This is a genomic window from Acinetobacter sp. GQ146, from assembly GCF_059758585.1.
In genome coordinates this window covers 160,908-176,033 of sequence record NZ_JCAXDV010000005.1, presented here as the reverse complement: position 1 = coordinate 176,033, position 15,126 = coordinate 160,908, and the positions used below count along the sequence as shown (strand labels likewise).

Below are 15,126 nucleotides of genomic sequence, written 5' to 3'. Positions count from 1 at the left end.
ATTGTAACAAACCCCTGCACATTTGCGTTTTAAAATTGCGCAAAACGTGAAAAAAAGTTGAGTGATGTCATGAGTCTATATGCAACCCAAGATGAGAAAAAGCAAGCAGCAGCGAAAGCCGCTTTAAAACACTTACCAAAAGGTGGCATTTTAGGGGTAGGTACAGGGAGTACAGTGAACTTTCTGATTGATTTGTTACCAGAACTTCAACTCGAAGCAGCTGTAGCAAGTTCTGAAGCGACTGCTGAACGCTTGAAAAAATTAGGCATTGAAGTGGTTGATATGAACCATGTTGGTGGTTTAGATGCCTATGTAGATGGTGCGGATGAAATTGACCGTCATATGCACATGATTAAGGGGGGTGGTGCTGCACTGACTCGTGAAAAGATTGTGGCTTCAATTGCCAAGAAATTTGTATGTATTGTGGATGACTCTAAATGGGTTGAGCAATTAGGTCGTGAATTTCCATTGCCTGTAGAAGTCATTCCTATGGCACGTTCTGCTGTGGCACGTAAAATTGTGAGTTTGGGTGGTGATCCTGTATATCGTGAAGGTGTAGTGACTGATAACGGGAATGTGATTTTAGATGTTTATAACTTAAATATTCTCAATGCCCTAGAACTCGAAAAAACCATCAATAACATTCCTGGTGTGGTGTGTAATGGTATTTTTGCTTTGAATAAGGCCGATATTGCGGTAGTTGCAACTGATCATGGTATTGAAGAGCGTACTGCGATTTAAATAATCCTGCGTAAGCTGCCTTTGAAAATGAAGCAAAGTCCTTCTTTTTCAGAGCAAAAGTTAAAGCAGTGCTTTAGCTTTTGCTCAGACTTGGGAGAAATTGAATAATCTATATAAAATTTAAAAATAAATGACCCAGACTCTGCCCGAAATTCAAATTACTCATCATGCACGAGCTACGCGATTACGCTTGCGTGTAGAACCGACTCAAATCCGTTTAACTGTTCCAAAATATTGTACCCAAAAGCAAATACAGCATTTTTTGAATGAATCAGAGCAATGGATGCGGGAAACTTGGTTGAAACAACAAGAAAAAATTGAGCAATTCGAACGAAATTTACCAACTGAACTTCAATTATTTAATCTCGAGCAGCCAATACAAATCGATTATGTCACGCAGAAGCAATCCTACCTCTGGAATGCTGATCAGCAAAAACTTTTGGTCAGTGATCGACAGCCTGAGCAGTACTTAAAAGCCTTTGTAATTGCCTATGCAAAACTGCATTTGCCTCTTTATCTGAGTCAGCTGAGTCGGGAAACAGGTTTGAAGTATGCACAATGCAGTATTCGCCAGCCTAAAACGCGTTGGGGAAGCTGTAGTGCAAAGCATGACATTATGTTGAATAGTGGCTTAGTGCTTTTTGCATCTGAAATTACGCGTTATGTTGCTATTCATGAATTGGCGCATACTGTGCACTTTGACCATAGCCCAAAGTTTTGGGCAGAAGTAGAAAAGCATGATCGAGATTATCAGCAGCATCGTAAAATTTTAAAAAATACAGCATTACCTTATTGGTGGTTTACGGCATAAAAATGTAATTGAATGCTTTATTATTGAAAGTATTCAATTCAGTTTAAATCATCTAAACTGTTTTTAGTTTTGGTCTAGATGTTTAGTTTCGAGCGTGAATTTCCCAGAAACACATTACTTTATATTAATTGTACCTGCTTGCCTGATTTTAATCGGAAGCGTGTTCTTAATATGTCATTACAATTATAAAGCACCTACATATTTATTTTGGTTAGGGTTGGGTTATATCGTCCCTTCATTTTCTGTTGCGGCACAAAGTTTTATGCCAAACCAACAGCTGGCTTTATTTGCACCGCTATTAGGAGCGATGTATTTGTTTGGTGCTTGGGCAAGTGCCTATGCCATGGCGTTAAGAAAAAATGCGCAGGCACACTCTTTATGGTGCTTAGGAATAATCATTATTGCATTGATATTGATTGGCTATTTTGCCTATGTTGATGAAAAATTATGGCTCAGGATGTTGATTCTCAATTTTTCTATTGCTTTGGTTGAGTCCTTAGTTTTGTTTTCTATATTCAAACACTATAAAAAAGAAGATTTACTCAACAAAATTGTCGACTTTTCTTATGTGTTTATTGTGCTATATACCTTTGCACGTAGTCTTATTATTTTTTTGTTTTTAAAAGATATTGAAGCAAATATGTTGGTCAGTTCGGTATGGTGGTTAATCATGCTGGCAGCCAGTATTTTCTTAAGCATGTGGTTTGCCATGGTGCTTATGGGGACTTTGGTGCGCGATATTATTCATCATTTAAATGATGAGCGTTTAAAAGACCCCTTAACGCATTTACTGAATCGCCGTGGATTTAATGAGGCTGTGTATAAAAGATTGAAGCAGGTATCTCATCAACGTTATTTTTTATTGATGTGTGATATTGATCATTTTAAAAAAATTAATGATCAATATGGGCATTTGGTGGGCGATCAAATATTGCAGCACGTTAGCCGAGTGCTTCGACAAAACCTTCGAGCGCAAGATTTAATCGGGCGTTTTGGTGGGGAAGAATTTATTGTCTTATTCCAAGCACAGCAGCTAAATCAGGCCTATGAAATTGCTGAGCGCATTCGTTTGAACATAGAAACAGAGCCGCAATACGCATTAAATATACCGATCACCGCTAGTTTTGGCTTAACTGAAGTTTTTAATCAAAATCTAATACATACCATCGGTGTGGCAGATAAATTACTGTATAGCGCAAAACAATCTGGACGTAATTGTGTCTGTCTAGAAAGTCCAAGCTAGAATTGGATTGTACTGAAATAGAGCTACAATGAGACGAAAACATATAAAATACAAGTAAAACAGTTTAGAAAGCCCTAACTTCCTGTCATACTACGCAGTTACACAAAGAATGCTTTTGAATAGGGGTAAAGCACGTGATTTCAGTAGGTATTGTTGGTGGTACAGGCTATACAGGCGTTGAATTGTTGCGCCTATTACTTCGACATCCAAATGTACAAGTAAATGTACTGACTTCGCGTACTGAAGATGGCCGCCGTGTCGATGATATGTTCCCGAGCTTGCGCGGACATACTGAGCTTAAATATTCAGATTTAAATATTGAACAATTAAAACAATGTGATGTGGTGTTTTTTGCGACACCGCATGGCGTTGCCATGAAACATGCTGAAGAATTGGTTGCTGCCAATACCAAAGTGATTGATTTGGCAGCAGACTTCCGTTTGCAAAATCTCGCTCAGTTCGAAAAATGGTATGGCATGCAGCATGCTTGTCCAGAATTATTAAAAGATTCAGTCTATGGTTTATCTGAGCTGAATCGAGACAAAATCAAGCAAGCCAATGTTATTGGTAACCCAGGTTGTTACCCTACAACGGTACAGCTTGGCTTGGCCCCATTATTTAAGCACAGCGACACATTAGTTAAACCAGAAAGCATTATTATTGATGCAAAATCGGGTGTTTCTGGTGCTGGACGTAAAGCCAGTATGGGTATGATTTATACAGAAAATGCGGATAACTTCAAAGCTTATGGTGTTGCAGGTCATCGTCACCATCCCGAAATTGTTGAAGCATTAGAAAATATTTCAGGCCAAACAGGTGTCTTTGATCAGATCTTGTTTGTGCCGCATTTAGTGCCAATGATTCGTGGCATGTTGAGCACGATCTATGTCGATCTAACTGAGCAGGGCGCTGCGGTTGATTTGCAGGCATGGTATGAGCAGTTCTATGCCAATGAAAGTTTTGTAGATGTGATGCCTGAAAATAGTTCGCCTGAAACGCGTTCTGTACGTGGTGCGAACCAGTTGCGAATTGCGCTTTATAAACCACAACCAAAGAAATTGGTGGTGTTGGTTGCACAAGATAACTTGGTTAAAGGTGCAGCAGGTCAGGCGGTGCAGAATATGAACTTAATGTTCGACTTTGCCGAAACTGCGGGCTTAGAAGGCATTGGTTTATTGCCATAAAATATGATTTACACCTTCACACACATTTAAATTTGGATTTAAATGTGTGTTTTGAATAATTCAAAATAAGAGATGACGATGCAGAATACTGACTCGAACATAGCGTCACAACCAGATGAACCTGTAAAAAAACCGTTTCTTGAAACCAATCTCCCTTTAGCCATTGGCGCAGCGGTATTGGTGTTGGGAAGTGGATTTATCGGTTATTCGGTGGGTCATCGACAGGGTTTGACCGTGGTGGGTTATGATGCAGATGCCGAGCAACTGGTTGAAGTTGTTCAGAAGCAGAAGCAAACATTGGAAAGTCTGAACAAAAATTTGAATCTGGCTGTTCAGGAGCGTGATGTTGCTGTTAGTAATTCAAACGATTTGTTTACAGCATTAACTCAAGCCCAAGCCACAGAAAGCCAGTCACGTAGTTTGGCAGTGCTCTATCGTGAAGTATTGCGGCAACGTGGCGGGTTAAGTTTAACCATACAGGGTTTAAGTATTAAGCCACTTCCAGAAAACGCCTATGAGTATCAACTTGATTTGGTGCAAGTGAGTCCGAGTAAGCGTAACACTTCTGGTGAGGTAGAATTGCGTCTCATTCAAGGTACTGAAGTTTTGGTTGTCCCGATGGAAGATAAAAACTTTAATTTTGATGAATATGAACGTTTGACCGGGCGTTGGACGATGCCTAAAGGATTTAATCCACAATTTGTAGAAGTTCGTTTAACGGGAACGAATACACCTGTAATCAAACGCTTTAGTTGGTCTAAAGGGAATGCCGTGGAGTCAACCACAAGTAACATTTCCGAAATTCCACAAGCTGAAGCCAATGCGCAATAGTTGTAAAAAAAATCTTATGCCAAATTCAAAACGTCAAATTTGTTTGAACGATATTAAAAATAGTTTTTATCAGTCTGGTTTGGTGGACTGGCACTTTAATCCGCGCTTAGTGGATGAGCCTCAGCATGAGGAACACGGGGATGTTGTGGTACAGACTGCACCACCCGAATTAAAGCGTCCTCCACAGTATGTTGTCGTTTTAATGAACGATGATTACACCCCAATGGACTTTGTAATTGAAATTTTACAACAATACTTTGCAATGAATCTTGACCAAGCGACTCAAGTAATGTTAACAGTACATTACGAAGGTAAAGGTGTTGCAGGCGTCTATCCAAGAGATATCGCGGAAACCAAAGCGAACCAAGTCAATAATTACGCTCGATCTCAAGGTCATCCATTGCTTTGTCAGATTGAGCCAAAAGATTAAGGGGGTTACATGCTCAGTCGTCAATTAGAAGTATCATTACGTTTGGCTGTTAGCATGGCTCGTCAAAAGAGACATGAGTTCCTAACAGTTGAACATTTATTATTAGCCTTACTGGATAATGATTCTGCTGTGAATGCTTTAAAAGCATGCGGTGCAGATATCATCGTCTTACGTAAAGAATTAGAAGAATACGTAGAACAACATACTCCCAAACTTGGTGAAAATAGCGATCAGGCACCGCATCCAACAGAAAGTTTTGATCGTATTCTGCAGCGCGCAATTTTCCATGTGCAATCTAGCGGTGGGGACCGTACTGTAGAAGGGGCAGATATTCTCGTGGCAATGTATTCCGAGCGGGATTCATTTGCAGTGTATTTATTAAAACGTCATCAAATTAACCGTTTAACCTTAACGCAGTATTTGTCTCATGGTACGCGTAAAGATGAGGTTCAAGTTGAAGAAGAAGCGGAGGAGCTAGATGGAGAGTCAGCATCTTCTGCGAATTCAGGTCCTTTAGAGCTATACACAACCAACTTAAATAACGAGGCACAGAAAGGCAAAACGGATCCGCTCATTGGTCGTGAAAAAGAGATTGAGCGTGCGGCACAGATTTTATGCCGTCGCCGTAAAAACAACCCATTATTAGTCGGTGATCCTGGGGTTGGTAAAACTTCGATTGCAGAAGGCTTAGCTTGGCTGATTGTAAATGGCAAAGCACCAAAACCTTTGGCGAATGCTGAAATTTTCAGTTTAGACATTGGGGCGTTGGTCGCGGGTACGAAATATCGTGGCGACTTTGAAAAGCGTTTAAAACAGTTGCTGAATGCATTGAAGAAAAAACCAGAAGCCGTTTTATTTATTGATGAAATCCATATGATTATTGGTGCTGGTTCGAGTATGGGCAGTACCATGGATGCATCAAACCTGATTAAACCTGCTTTGGCGAATGGTACACTTCGTTGTATTGGTTCAACGACGTTCCAAGAATATCGTCAAGTATTCGAAAAAGATCATGCACTTTCTCGTCGCTTCCAAAAAATTGATGTGAATGAGCCTTCTATTTCGGAAACGATTGATATCTTGCGTGGTTTAAAATCTAAGTTTGAAGATTTCCATCATGTGAAATACGAAGATAAAGCATTGGTATCTGCAGTAGAACTTTCTGCTAAATTCATTAATGATCGTTTCTTGCCAGATAAAGCGATTGATGTGATTGATGAAGCTGGTGCACAACGCCGTTTGAAAGCTGAACAAGATGAAAGCTTGATTACTGTTGAAAATATTGAAGATATTGTTTCTAAGATTGCGCGCATTCCACCGAAAACAGTGTCTAAAGATGATAAGACAGTATTGGAAAATCTGGAACGTGATTTAAAACGGGTGGTCTTTGGTCAAGATGAGGCCATTGAAGCTTTGGCATCTGCGATTAAATTATCTCGTGCGGGCTTAAAGTCACCAGACAAACCAGTCGGTAGTTTTGTTTTTGCGGGACCGACCGGTGTAGGTAAGACTGAAGTCACTAAGCAGTTGGCGAAACTGCTAGGGGTTGAACTGGTTCGCTTTGATATGTCTGAGTATATGGAGCGTCATGCGGTTTCTCGCTTAATTGGCGCCCCTCCAGGCTATGTCGGCTTTGATCAGGGTGGTCTATTAACCGATGCGATTCATAAAAATCCGCACTGTGTTTTATTGTTAGATGAAATTGAAAAAGCGCATCCAGATGTCTTTAATTTGCTCTTGCAAATTATGGATCATGGCTCGTTAACGGATAATAATGGACGTAAGTCTGATTTCCGTAATGTGATCTTGGTTTTAACCACGAATATTGGTGCAGAAAGTATTTCTCGCGTCAGCATTGGTTTCATGGAACAAGACAACAGCCGTGATAATCAGGAAGCCATGAAGCGTGCATTCTCTCCAGAATTCCGTAACCGTCTAGACGGTGTTATTCAGTTTAAAGCACTCCCAACCACAGTGATTGAAAGCGTGGTGGATAAGTTCTTAACCGAGTTGCAAGCACAACTGGATGACAAGAAAGTTATTCTTGAAGTTGACCAAAGTGCGCGTGAGTGGATGGCTGAGCATGGTTATGATCGCTTAATGGGTGCTCGACCAATGCAACGTTTAATTCAAGAACACTTGAAAAAGCCGCTTGCCGAAATGATTCTATTTGGTGAGTTGGCTGAGCATGGTGGTAACGTTGCAGTTTCTGTGAAAATGGAAAATGGCGAAGTAGTTGGTTTAAAACTGGAAGTGTTTGAAGATCAAACCGCAGAACCAGCCTAGTTAGCCATTTAAAAAATAACCCGTGCAAATACGGGTTATTTTTTTGCGTACGATTATATCTTCTAAGTTATAGCTTTTTGAATGGTGTAAGACATATTTATGGATCTGCCAGTGATCAAGATTTTTACCACATTTTTATTATTTTTGCTGACGGCGATTGCGGAAATTTTAGGCTGTTACTTTCCATATCTAATTCTGAATCAAGGTCGTTCTTATTGGTTGTGGATACCGACAGTTTTGAGTTTGGCGCTTTTTGTTTGGTTATTAACACTGCATCCTGCCGCTTCTGGACGCATTTATGCCGCTTATGGCGGAATTTATATTTTTACCGCTTTAATGTGGCTACGTTATGTTGATCAGGTGGTGCTTTCACGTTGGGATATGATCGGTGGGGGAATCGTGCTACTTGGAGCAGCAGTGATTATTTTGCAGCCCCAAGGATTGATGCGTTAACCTTGTTACTCAGCTTGGTCAAAATTACATTCTGAATTTTTTAATTGAAGATCGTAACTTTTTTGTTCTGCGGTTAATTTAATGTTCACATGATAAGGATTGCTACGTTGGAATTGATGTTCAAAAAATTTTGGACAGCTATGGACCAAATTTTTTTTCATCATGGTTTTAACTTTTTGGTCACCAATATCCTGCGCAAATTGTTTGAAGTCTGGTGACGTAATTAAACCAGAAATCTCCATATGGTCTGCGTATAGGCGCATTTTTTCGATCACGATATTCTGATTCAGCTGGTAAGGCATGGTGCGTGAATCTTCATCACTGATATAGTCAAGAATTTCATTCAGTGCAGCGCTATTTTTAATACTGTAATTGTTATCGACGATTTTTTTCTTTACGAGATATTGATCTAAGTCAGTGGGTTGGGCGAGGGTTAAAGTGCTCACTGTGCTGGTAATTAGTGTGAAGATAATTGTTTTAAATTGCATAAGATCAAATCACTTATAGATGTTATGGTTTTGATTATAGCCTTGCTCATAGAAAATAAGCACCCGGAGGTGCTTATTTAGAATGAAAATTTAATCTTTTTTTAGATTTTCATTGATTAAGAATTCAACCAAGGCCTTTTGTGCATGCAAGCGATTCTCCGCTTCATCCCATACCACAGCATTTATATGATCTAACATGGTTTCTGAAATTTCTTCACCACGATGTGCAGGGAGGCAGTGCATAAATAAGCAATCTGAGTGTGCCAGACTCATTAAACGTTCGTTGACTTGATAATCTGCAAACGCTTTTGCACGAATTTTCTGTTCTTCTTCCTGCCCCATGCTTGCCCAAACATCAGTCACAATCAGGTCGGCATTCACTGCAGCATCTTCGGCTGAATCAACCAATTCTACACAATGGGCAAATTCTGAGAGAAATTTCTCTTGCGGTTCATAGCCTTTTGGCGCTGCAATTTTCAATTTAAAGCCCCACATATGCGCGGCTTCAATATATGAATTGCACATATTGTTACCATCGCCAATCCAAGCAACGGTTTTACCTTGGATTGAACCGCGGTGTTCAAGGAAGGTTTGCATATCTGCAAGCAACTGACATGGATGATGGTCATCGGTCAGGGCATTAATGACAGGTACTTTAGAGTAAGATGCAAAACGTTCAACAATCTCATGGCCGAAAGTACGAATCATCACAACGTCGAGCATGCTTGAGATTACGCGTGCCGAATCCTCAATCGGTTCCCCACGACCTAGCTGCGTGTCACGAGGAGAAAGAAAAATTGCGCTTCCACCAAATTGGCTCATACCAGCTTCAAACGAAACACGTGTACGGGTACTCGATTTTTCAAAAATCATCCCCATAACTTTGCCAACGAATGGTTGAAAAACTTCGTTATTGTGTTGCTTTCGTTTTAGTTCGATCGCACGGTGCAAAATTTGGTTGAGTTCTAAAGTCGATAAATCACGTAATGTTAGAAAGTGACGCAGAGCCATAGTTACTCCACAATAATTGCCGTCTTTGGTAGTACAACAATTAGTTGTTGGTTGGTTAAAAGAAAAGACTAACATTTATATACTATAAGTGTCAGTAAATGCAAAAAAACTAGGCTTTTTGATGACCGTCTAAGAAGCGATCGACACAGTACTGAATATATTTCAGGTTTTCTTGCTCATTCTCTTGCTCATAAATGTTCATGAGCACTTGCCACTCGAGATTCCGAATAATGCCAAAAAATAGCTGTGCTGAATAAGCGGGTTCTGTACAGGTAATTAATCCGAGCTCATCTGCTCGAGTTAAGATGCATGCAATTGCACTTTGAATATGTTTTGGACCTTGTTCGTGAATATATTGTGCGAGTTGTGTACTACGCTGCGTTTGTTCAAAAATAAGCCGAAAAAAAGCAGCATTATCGGGCAGGACCAAATGGGTTTGAAGATTTAATAAGGTTTGAATCAGATACGTGCGTAAATCATCTTTTTCAATATCAAATGGCAAACAAATATCTTTAAAAAACTGTTCGCGACGGTAGTCACAAATTGCAGTGAACAAACCTTCTTTATTGCCAAAATATTTGTAGATGGATGCTTTGGAGCCACCTGCATGATTAACGATGTCATCTAGCGATACGGCATCATAGCCATGCTTTAAAAACAACTCGTTTGCACTCAATAAAAACGCAAGACAACGCTCATGACCACGTTTAGTTTGAGCAACATCTCGTGCGAGAGGTTCTAAATCAGCGATATCATGCATGTTCAGGAACGCGTGTAATTAAAAAATTACTTGAAATTATAGCAAAAGTTTGCACAAGTTTTCTTAATCCCTAGGATTTATATGTATTTATCGTGTTATGAGGTTAATAAATAACACTATATTTTTTTATATTATGTTTTCTTGAGTTGAGAGGGTCTGGCACACGTGAAGGGCTGATTCAGCCTTAATCTGAATTAAAACAACATGGAGAAGAGGTTCTCCATGTCAGGCGATCTATTGCAACAAGAATGATCCAATAGGAATACTAAAGATGATAATTAAAGCGCAATCACTTTGACTAAAATGGTTTGGCTTTCCTCAAAATCATCTTGAATTTGTTTGCGATGCAATTCTTTGCTTTTTACTTTGAAGTCACGGTTTTGAAATTGAATCACCAATGGAATCTGATCAAAATATTGACCATCGACATCCAGTTCTTCTTCAAACAGTGGTGTGCCAAGTTGGTAATCTTTACTTTTTAAAACCACATATTTGACGGTTGTTTTCATTCTAATGTCTGCCTTTGTTTCCATGCTTTATTTTTAGTTGTATCAGTTTTTAACTGGGGAATAAACAGTTATGCTTATGGTTTGTTTATGAATTGGACAAACGCTCCCTTGAATCAAGGTTTTGTCCAATTTTTTGGGGGAAGCTATGCTCAAGCGATGCTGTAATGAATTGGAACGACAGCAACTCAAAATTGCTTTTGTCGAGAGCGCGAGTTCTGGTTTTTTGTGCAGTCAATTTTCAATCTATAAGCATAGTGGCGCAGATATCTTATTGGGCAGTATGGTGTGTTATGACCCCAGTATAAAGTTAGAAATCTTGCAGCTTGATCCTGCCTTAATTGAGCGCTATAGCGCTGAGTCTGCTGAGGTCACTACGGCCTTGGCTTATGCAGGACAGCAGTTATTTGCAGCAGCCGATGTGATTGTAGCGTGTACCGGACTCTTAAAGCCTGGAGGAAGTGCCACGCCAGAAAAACCCGAGGGAACATTCTATATTTCCATTCTTTTTAATGATCAATGCCATGACTATCATTATTGGATTGCGGGAACGCCCAAACGGCGACTTGAACAATTGACGGAGTATGTTGCGAATTCCGTCTATCAGCTGATTACGTTTAAAAAAATTAGCCGCTAGTTTTTATGGCTCCTTGAGAGTTTGATTAATAATGTTTCATTATTGTCTGTAAATGTCAAAATTTGTCACATTTTTGGATTGTAAATGTAGTGTAAACGTGTCTAAATAGACCTACCTCTGAAGAAATAGAGGGTGAGGTATGAAAGCTTTAGAATTATTAATCACGTCATCGTCGGTTTTGATGTTGATGCTAGTAATTTATGCCTTTGGGCAAATGATGCACTAATCGTCTTGTAAGTATGTGAATACGTTGCAAAGCAAAAAATAAACCCTAGTTTGCATGACTAGGGTTTATGCTATGCGGTTTTAAAATGATTCATTTTAACTCCACCAATAGCGCAAAATATGAAAGAAAATTGGTGCAGAAAAACAAATGGAATCAAGACGATCTAACATACCACCATGTCCGTGAATAAGTTGCCCCCAGTCTTTGACACCACGATCGCGTTTAATGGCAGACATGACCAAACCACCAAAGAATCCGAAGATACAGACAATCAATCCGATCAAGGCTGCTTGCCAGTAACTAAATGGCGTTAACCATTTCATCACGATGCCTAGACTGGTCGCTAAGAAAATACCGCCTAACAGCCCCTCTATTGTTTTTGAAGGCGAAAGGATTGGGGCAACCTGATGTTTGCCAAAGAGTTTTCCGCAAACATATTGTAAAACATCTGAAGCTTGAACGACGATAATCAGCCAAATCGCTAACCAGATTTTTTCGCCTGTAAAGCCGGGGAGTTTTAAGTTCATTAAGGCGGGGACATGGGAAATACAGAATACGCAGACCATTAATCCCCACTGGATTTTGGCACTACGTTCTAGAAAGTGCTTGGTATCTTCTTGTTTTAAGCTGGCAATCGGGATCAGCAAAAAGACATATAGGGGAATAAAGATGGAATACAAGCCATACCAGTCAATATAGATGAGATAATACTGGTAAGGAATCACAAAATAAAATGCGATCAGTAATGGAAAATAATCACCACGTCGTGTGGGCAATAGACTGATAAATTCACGGAGTGCGAACAGGGAAATTAAGGCAAACAATAAAATAAAGGTGACCTTACCCAGTAAAATTGATGTCGCAAGGACAATCAACATCACCCACCAGGCATTAATGCGTGCATTTAAGTTGTCAATAACAGGTGAAATTTGATGTGCATTACGTTGCTTGAGTATCCAGCCGACCGTAGAGGCAAAGATTAAAATTCCAGTGAAAATAGCAAAGAGCAAATAGGTTTGCTGTAAATTGTTGACGGTCATTGAAATTCGACCTCTTTTAATGCCAATAATGCTTGTTCCGCTTGCTGCAAGAACTCTGATTTAGGCAGATCGGGCTGTAAGTTTAAAGGTGCTCCAAAAATAACGGTGGAAAGCAAGGGGAGCGGCACTAAGGCACCTTTAGGCATGACACGTTTAAGATTAGAAATCCATACAGGAATGACTTCAACTTCAGGAAACTGCTGGCTTAAATGATATAGCCCACTTTTAAAGGGTAGTAATTCAATATCATCATTCAAATTGCGGGTACCCTCAGGAAAGAAAATAATGGAGTCACCTTGTTGCAGCACCGTTTTAATCGGTTCTAGTGGATCTAAAGGACCATGTTGGCTTCTTTGGATGGTAACGCCAGTAAAGGTGTCATGAATAAGAAAACGTCGAAAACCATCTTTTAGCCAATAATCAGAGGCGGCAACAGGTCTGGTTCTACGGCGGACAGGCGTCGGTAAGGACGACCACAATAAAATAAAGTCGATGTGACTATTATGATTGGCGTAATAAATCCGTTGTTTGGTGGCGGGCTGACATCCGACCCATAAACTGCGAGCACCTGTAAGGAGACGGGCACTGCGACGAGTTAGAAATGCAATAATGCGGGCAAGCGTTTGACTCAAGAAATGTGTTTTACGGGGAACTTCGGATGGGGAAGCGTGGGGATTTGGCATAAAGTCACCGTATTTATTCTTGTTGTAATAAAAATATCATGAGTGTGAGTAAAACGATATATTGGCAGACCACCACCATCACATGCAGTTTAAACAGGCGCATACAGCCTGCTAGGCGGTCTTGCCATGGGCGGGCACATTTTTCTGAGGGAATGAGCTTGAGTTCGACTAAGCTTTGATCCAGTCGCATGGTTTTGTGGTCTAACTGTAATTCATCTTCGGTCTGGCTAGACGTTGCAAGCAACTCTAGAACTTCGGCATCAAAACGCAGGCGAATGCTGAGATAATGTTGCAGCAGACATAACAAAAAAATGCAGAACAGGCTGAGATAAAGCCAGACCGAATGCCATGCATAAAAAAAATAGCCGAATATAGACAAGCTGAATGCGACATAGCCAGAATTGCGTATGCCATCGGTATTACGCAATAGCTTTGCGACAAGCTGTAGTTTCATAATTTTGCCTTTAAGTATTCTGCTTGATAAGTGTTTAAGGCTTCGAGTTGTGCGCTGTTTAAGACAATCCACGGGCGGGCACGGTGTATTATTTGCACGGCCTCTGCTACATGATGGGCTTGTTGGGTATGCAGCAGCCATGCTGCTAATATACTGCTACTACGTGAATAGCCCAAAGCACAGAAAATCAGAATTTTACTCGGCTTGTATTGAATTAATTCATTGAGAGCCAACACGCCATTGGCCAATTGCTGCGGCTGCAAAGGAATTAGGTCTAGACTTAAAGCTTGCTGGTAGGCTTGTCGTGGAGTCAGGGGAAGTTCTGCGCAACAGTCCAATAAGCCTTCATAGTGTTGTGCTTGTGTTGAGGACGGGATGCGTCCCAAAAAAATCTGTGTTTGATTGACTTCAAGCACCAAGCTGTCTTTTTGATGCGAGCGTGTCCAGATCCGGCTGTTGAGTTTGGCAAGGGCAAAATAAGGAGCAAACAAGATCCATGCAGCCAAGGTCATGCTGCCATTAGCTTGCTTCTGGAAAAAATGAAATCGGTTGAGAGCATACGCCGTAGCAACCAAAAAGAAGCTACTGGCAGGATAAGTGAGCCATAGTGCCCAGCCCTGAAAATAAGCCGCGATACAGGTCAATGCCGCTGAAGCAAAAAAGTAATAACCGGCAAGTTTTAAATGCTTGACGGTTTTATACTGCATGGATTGGGCTTGAAATGGAGATTTTCCTTGTAATGGGAATAGCCATAAGCAGAATGCACCGACCCAAATTCCTGTAGGGATATCGATAAAATGATGTTGCCAAGTGGTTAAGACCGAGATGCCAATCAGGCTACACCATAGATGTACCAGCCAACGAGCGCTAGGTTTGATATGGCGAGCATAGAAATCCCATAAAATGATCAGCAGTACGATATGTAAGGATGGGGCTTGGTTAAATGGCTTGTCAAAACCCATAAGGATATCAAACCACAGGCCAAAGAATCCGTGTAATTCGGGGCGTTCAAAACTGAATTTCAGCGGGAACAATAAAAAGCAGCTGATCGAGATCAGTTGAGCTGAAAATAAACGGAAGGCATGTTGGCGAAGTTCAAATTTATTCCAGCACAACAGCAAAGAGAGACCATAAAACAGGTCAATCGACCAGTAAGGCACAATCGTCCACGGCCATAAAGGAATATACTTTTCCCAAGAAAATACAATACTGGGCACATCGATGAGTCCAGCAGCATAGTGATTGGCAAAACCATAACTGAGAAAGAAAAATGGGGCTAAAAAAATTAGGCAGAGCAGCCCCCATTGCCATGTGCCTGCCTGATGGTCTAGTTTAGGCATGG

At 40.5% G+C, this 15,126-nt stretch carries 17 protein-coding genes; 9 read left to right on the top strand and 8 right to left on the bottom strand.

Annotation, left to right across the window (positions count from 1 at the left end):
• The first annotated feature begins 69 nt into the window (after positions 1-69).
• From rpiA to AC6CHI_RS10295, 8 genes are all read left to right on the top strand, one after another.
• Entirely contained in the window at positions 70-741 is a 672-nt protein-coding gene (rpiA, locus tag AC6CHI_RS10330; protein WP_498121131.1) for a ribose-5-phosphate isomerase RpiA, read from the top strand.
• Positions 742-871: 130 nt separating this feature from the next.
• Positions 872-1,552 (top strand): M48 family metallopeptidase, encoded by a 681-nt coding sequence (locus tag AC6CHI_RS10325; protein ID WP_498121129.1) that lies wholly within the window; start codon positions 872-874, stop codon positions 1,550-1,552.
• Between the two features lie 151 nt (positions 1,553-1,703).
• Complete coding sequence (locus AC6CHI_RS10320; RefSeq protein ID WP_498121244.1) at positions 1,704-2,795, top strand: GGDEF domain-containing protein; 1,092 nt, start codon at positions 1,704-1,706, stop codon at positions 2,793-2,795.
• A gap of 134 nt (positions 2,796-2,929) precedes the next feature.
• Complete coding sequence (gene argC, locus AC6CHI_RS10315; protein ID WP_458892177.1) at positions 2,930-3,979, top strand: N-acetyl-gamma-glutamyl-phosphate reductase; 1,050 nt, start codon at positions 2,930-2,932, stop codon at positions 3,977-3,979.
• A 78-nt stretch (positions 3,980-4,057) separates the two neighbouring features.
• Positions 4,058-4,810 carry a DUF6776 family protein gene (locus tag AC6CHI_RS10310; RefSeq protein WP_498121128.1) on the top strand — a complete coding sequence of 251 codons (753 nt, stop codon included), beginning with the start codon at positions 4,058-4,060 and terminating at the stop codon, positions 4,808-4,810.
• A 16-nt stretch (positions 4,811-4,826) separates the two neighbouring features.
• The gene (gene clpS / locus AC6CHI_RS10305) at positions 4,827-5,240 is read left to right on the top strand and encodes an ATP-dependent Clp protease adapter ClpS (RefSeq protein WP_498121127.1); all 414 of its coding nucleotides are present in this window, start codon (positions 4,827-4,829) and stop codon (positions 5,238-5,240) included.
• A gap of 9 nt (positions 5,241-5,249) precedes the next feature.
• A complete protein-coding gene (gene clpA / locus AC6CHI_RS10300) occupies positions 5,250-7,526 on the top strand; it encodes an ATP-dependent Clp protease ATP-binding subunit ClpA (protein WP_498121126.1) in 2,277 nt (758 codons plus the stop codon).
• Between the two features lie 99 nt (positions 7,527-7,625).
• Positions 7,626-7,979 (top strand): YnfA family protein, encoded by a 354-nt coding sequence (locus tag AC6CHI_RS10295; RefSeq protein ID WP_498121124.1) that lies wholly within the window; start codon positions 7,626-7,628, stop codon positions 7,977-7,979.
• A 5-nt stretch (positions 7,980-7,984) separates the two neighbouring features.
• On the opposite strand, the gene AC6CHI_RS10290 is transcribed toward AC6CHI_RS10295, so the two are convergent.
• From AC6CHI_RS10290 to AC6CHI_RS10275, 4 genes are all read right to left on the bottom strand, one after another.
• Positions 7,985-8,467 carry a hypothetical protein gene (locus AC6CHI_RS10290; protein ID WP_498121123.1) on the bottom strand — a complete coding sequence of 161 codons (483 nt, stop codon included), beginning with the start codon at positions 8,465-8,467 and terminating at the stop codon, positions 7,985-7,987.
• 90 nt (positions 8,468-8,557) lie between these two features.
• Positions 8,558-9,478 (bottom strand): ornithine carbamoyltransferase, encoded by a 921-nt coding sequence (gene argF, locus AC6CHI_RS10285; protein WP_498121121.1) that lies wholly within the window; start codon positions 9,476-9,478, stop codon positions 8,558-8,560.
• A 109-nt stretch (positions 9,479-9,587) separates the two neighbouring features.
• Positions 9,588-10,238, bottom strand: coding sequence for a TetR/AcrR family transcriptional regulator (locus tag AC6CHI_RS10280; RefSeq protein WP_458892170.1), 651 nt, complete (start codon positions 10,236-10,238; stop codon positions 9,588-9,590).
• A 278-nt stretch (positions 10,239-10,516) separates the two neighbouring features.
• On the bottom strand, positions 10,517-10,747 hold the full coding sequence (locus AC6CHI_RS10275; RefSeq protein WP_498121120.1) for a hypothetical protein: 231 nt from the start codon (positions 10,745-10,747) through the stop codon (positions 10,517-10,519).
• A 145-nt stretch (positions 10,748-10,892) separates the two neighbouring features.
• On the opposite strand from AC6CHI_RS10275, the gene AC6CHI_RS10270 reads away from it, so the two are divergent.
• Positions 10,893-11,381 (top strand): CinA family protein, encoded by a 489-nt coding sequence (locus AC6CHI_RS10270; protein ID WP_498121119.1) that lies wholly within the window; start codon positions 10,893-10,895, stop codon positions 11,379-11,381.
• Positions 11,382-11,702: 321 nt separating this feature from the next.
• On the opposite strand, the gene AC6CHI_RS10265 is transcribed toward AC6CHI_RS10270, so the two are convergent.
• Genes AC6CHI_RS10265 through AC6CHI_RS10250 form a run of 4 tightly spaced genes read right to left on the bottom strand, consistent with a single transcriptional unit; the run spans position 11,703 to position 15,124 of the window.
• Complete coding sequence (locus AC6CHI_RS10265) at positions 11,703-12,647, bottom strand: phosphatidate cytidylyltransferase (protein ID WP_498121117.1); 945 nt, start codon at positions 12,645-12,647, stop codon at positions 11,703-11,705.
• Positions 12,644-13,330, bottom strand: a complete 687-nt coding sequence (locus AC6CHI_RS10260) for a lysophospholipid acyltransferase family protein (protein ID WP_498121115.1) — start codon at positions 13,328-13,330, stop codon at positions 12,644-12,646. The genes AC6CHI_RS10265 and AC6CHI_RS10260 overlap by 4 nt, the downstream gene beginning before the upstream one ends.
• Before the next feature lie 13 nt (positions 13,331-13,343).
• Positions 13,344-13,784 carry a hypothetical protein gene (locus tag AC6CHI_RS10255; protein ID WP_498121114.1) on the bottom strand — a complete coding sequence of 147 codons (441 nt, stop codon included), beginning with the start codon at positions 13,782-13,784 and terminating at the stop codon, positions 13,344-13,346.
• On the bottom strand, positions 13,781-15,124 hold the full coding sequence (locus AC6CHI_RS10250) for a phosphatase PAP2/dual specificity phosphatase family protein (RefSeq protein ID WP_498121112.1): 1,344 nt from the start codon (positions 15,122-15,124) through the stop codon (positions 13,781-13,783). The genes AC6CHI_RS10255 and AC6CHI_RS10250 overlap by 4 nt, the downstream gene beginning before the upstream one ends.
• Positions 15,125-15,126 lie beyond the last annotated feature (2 nt).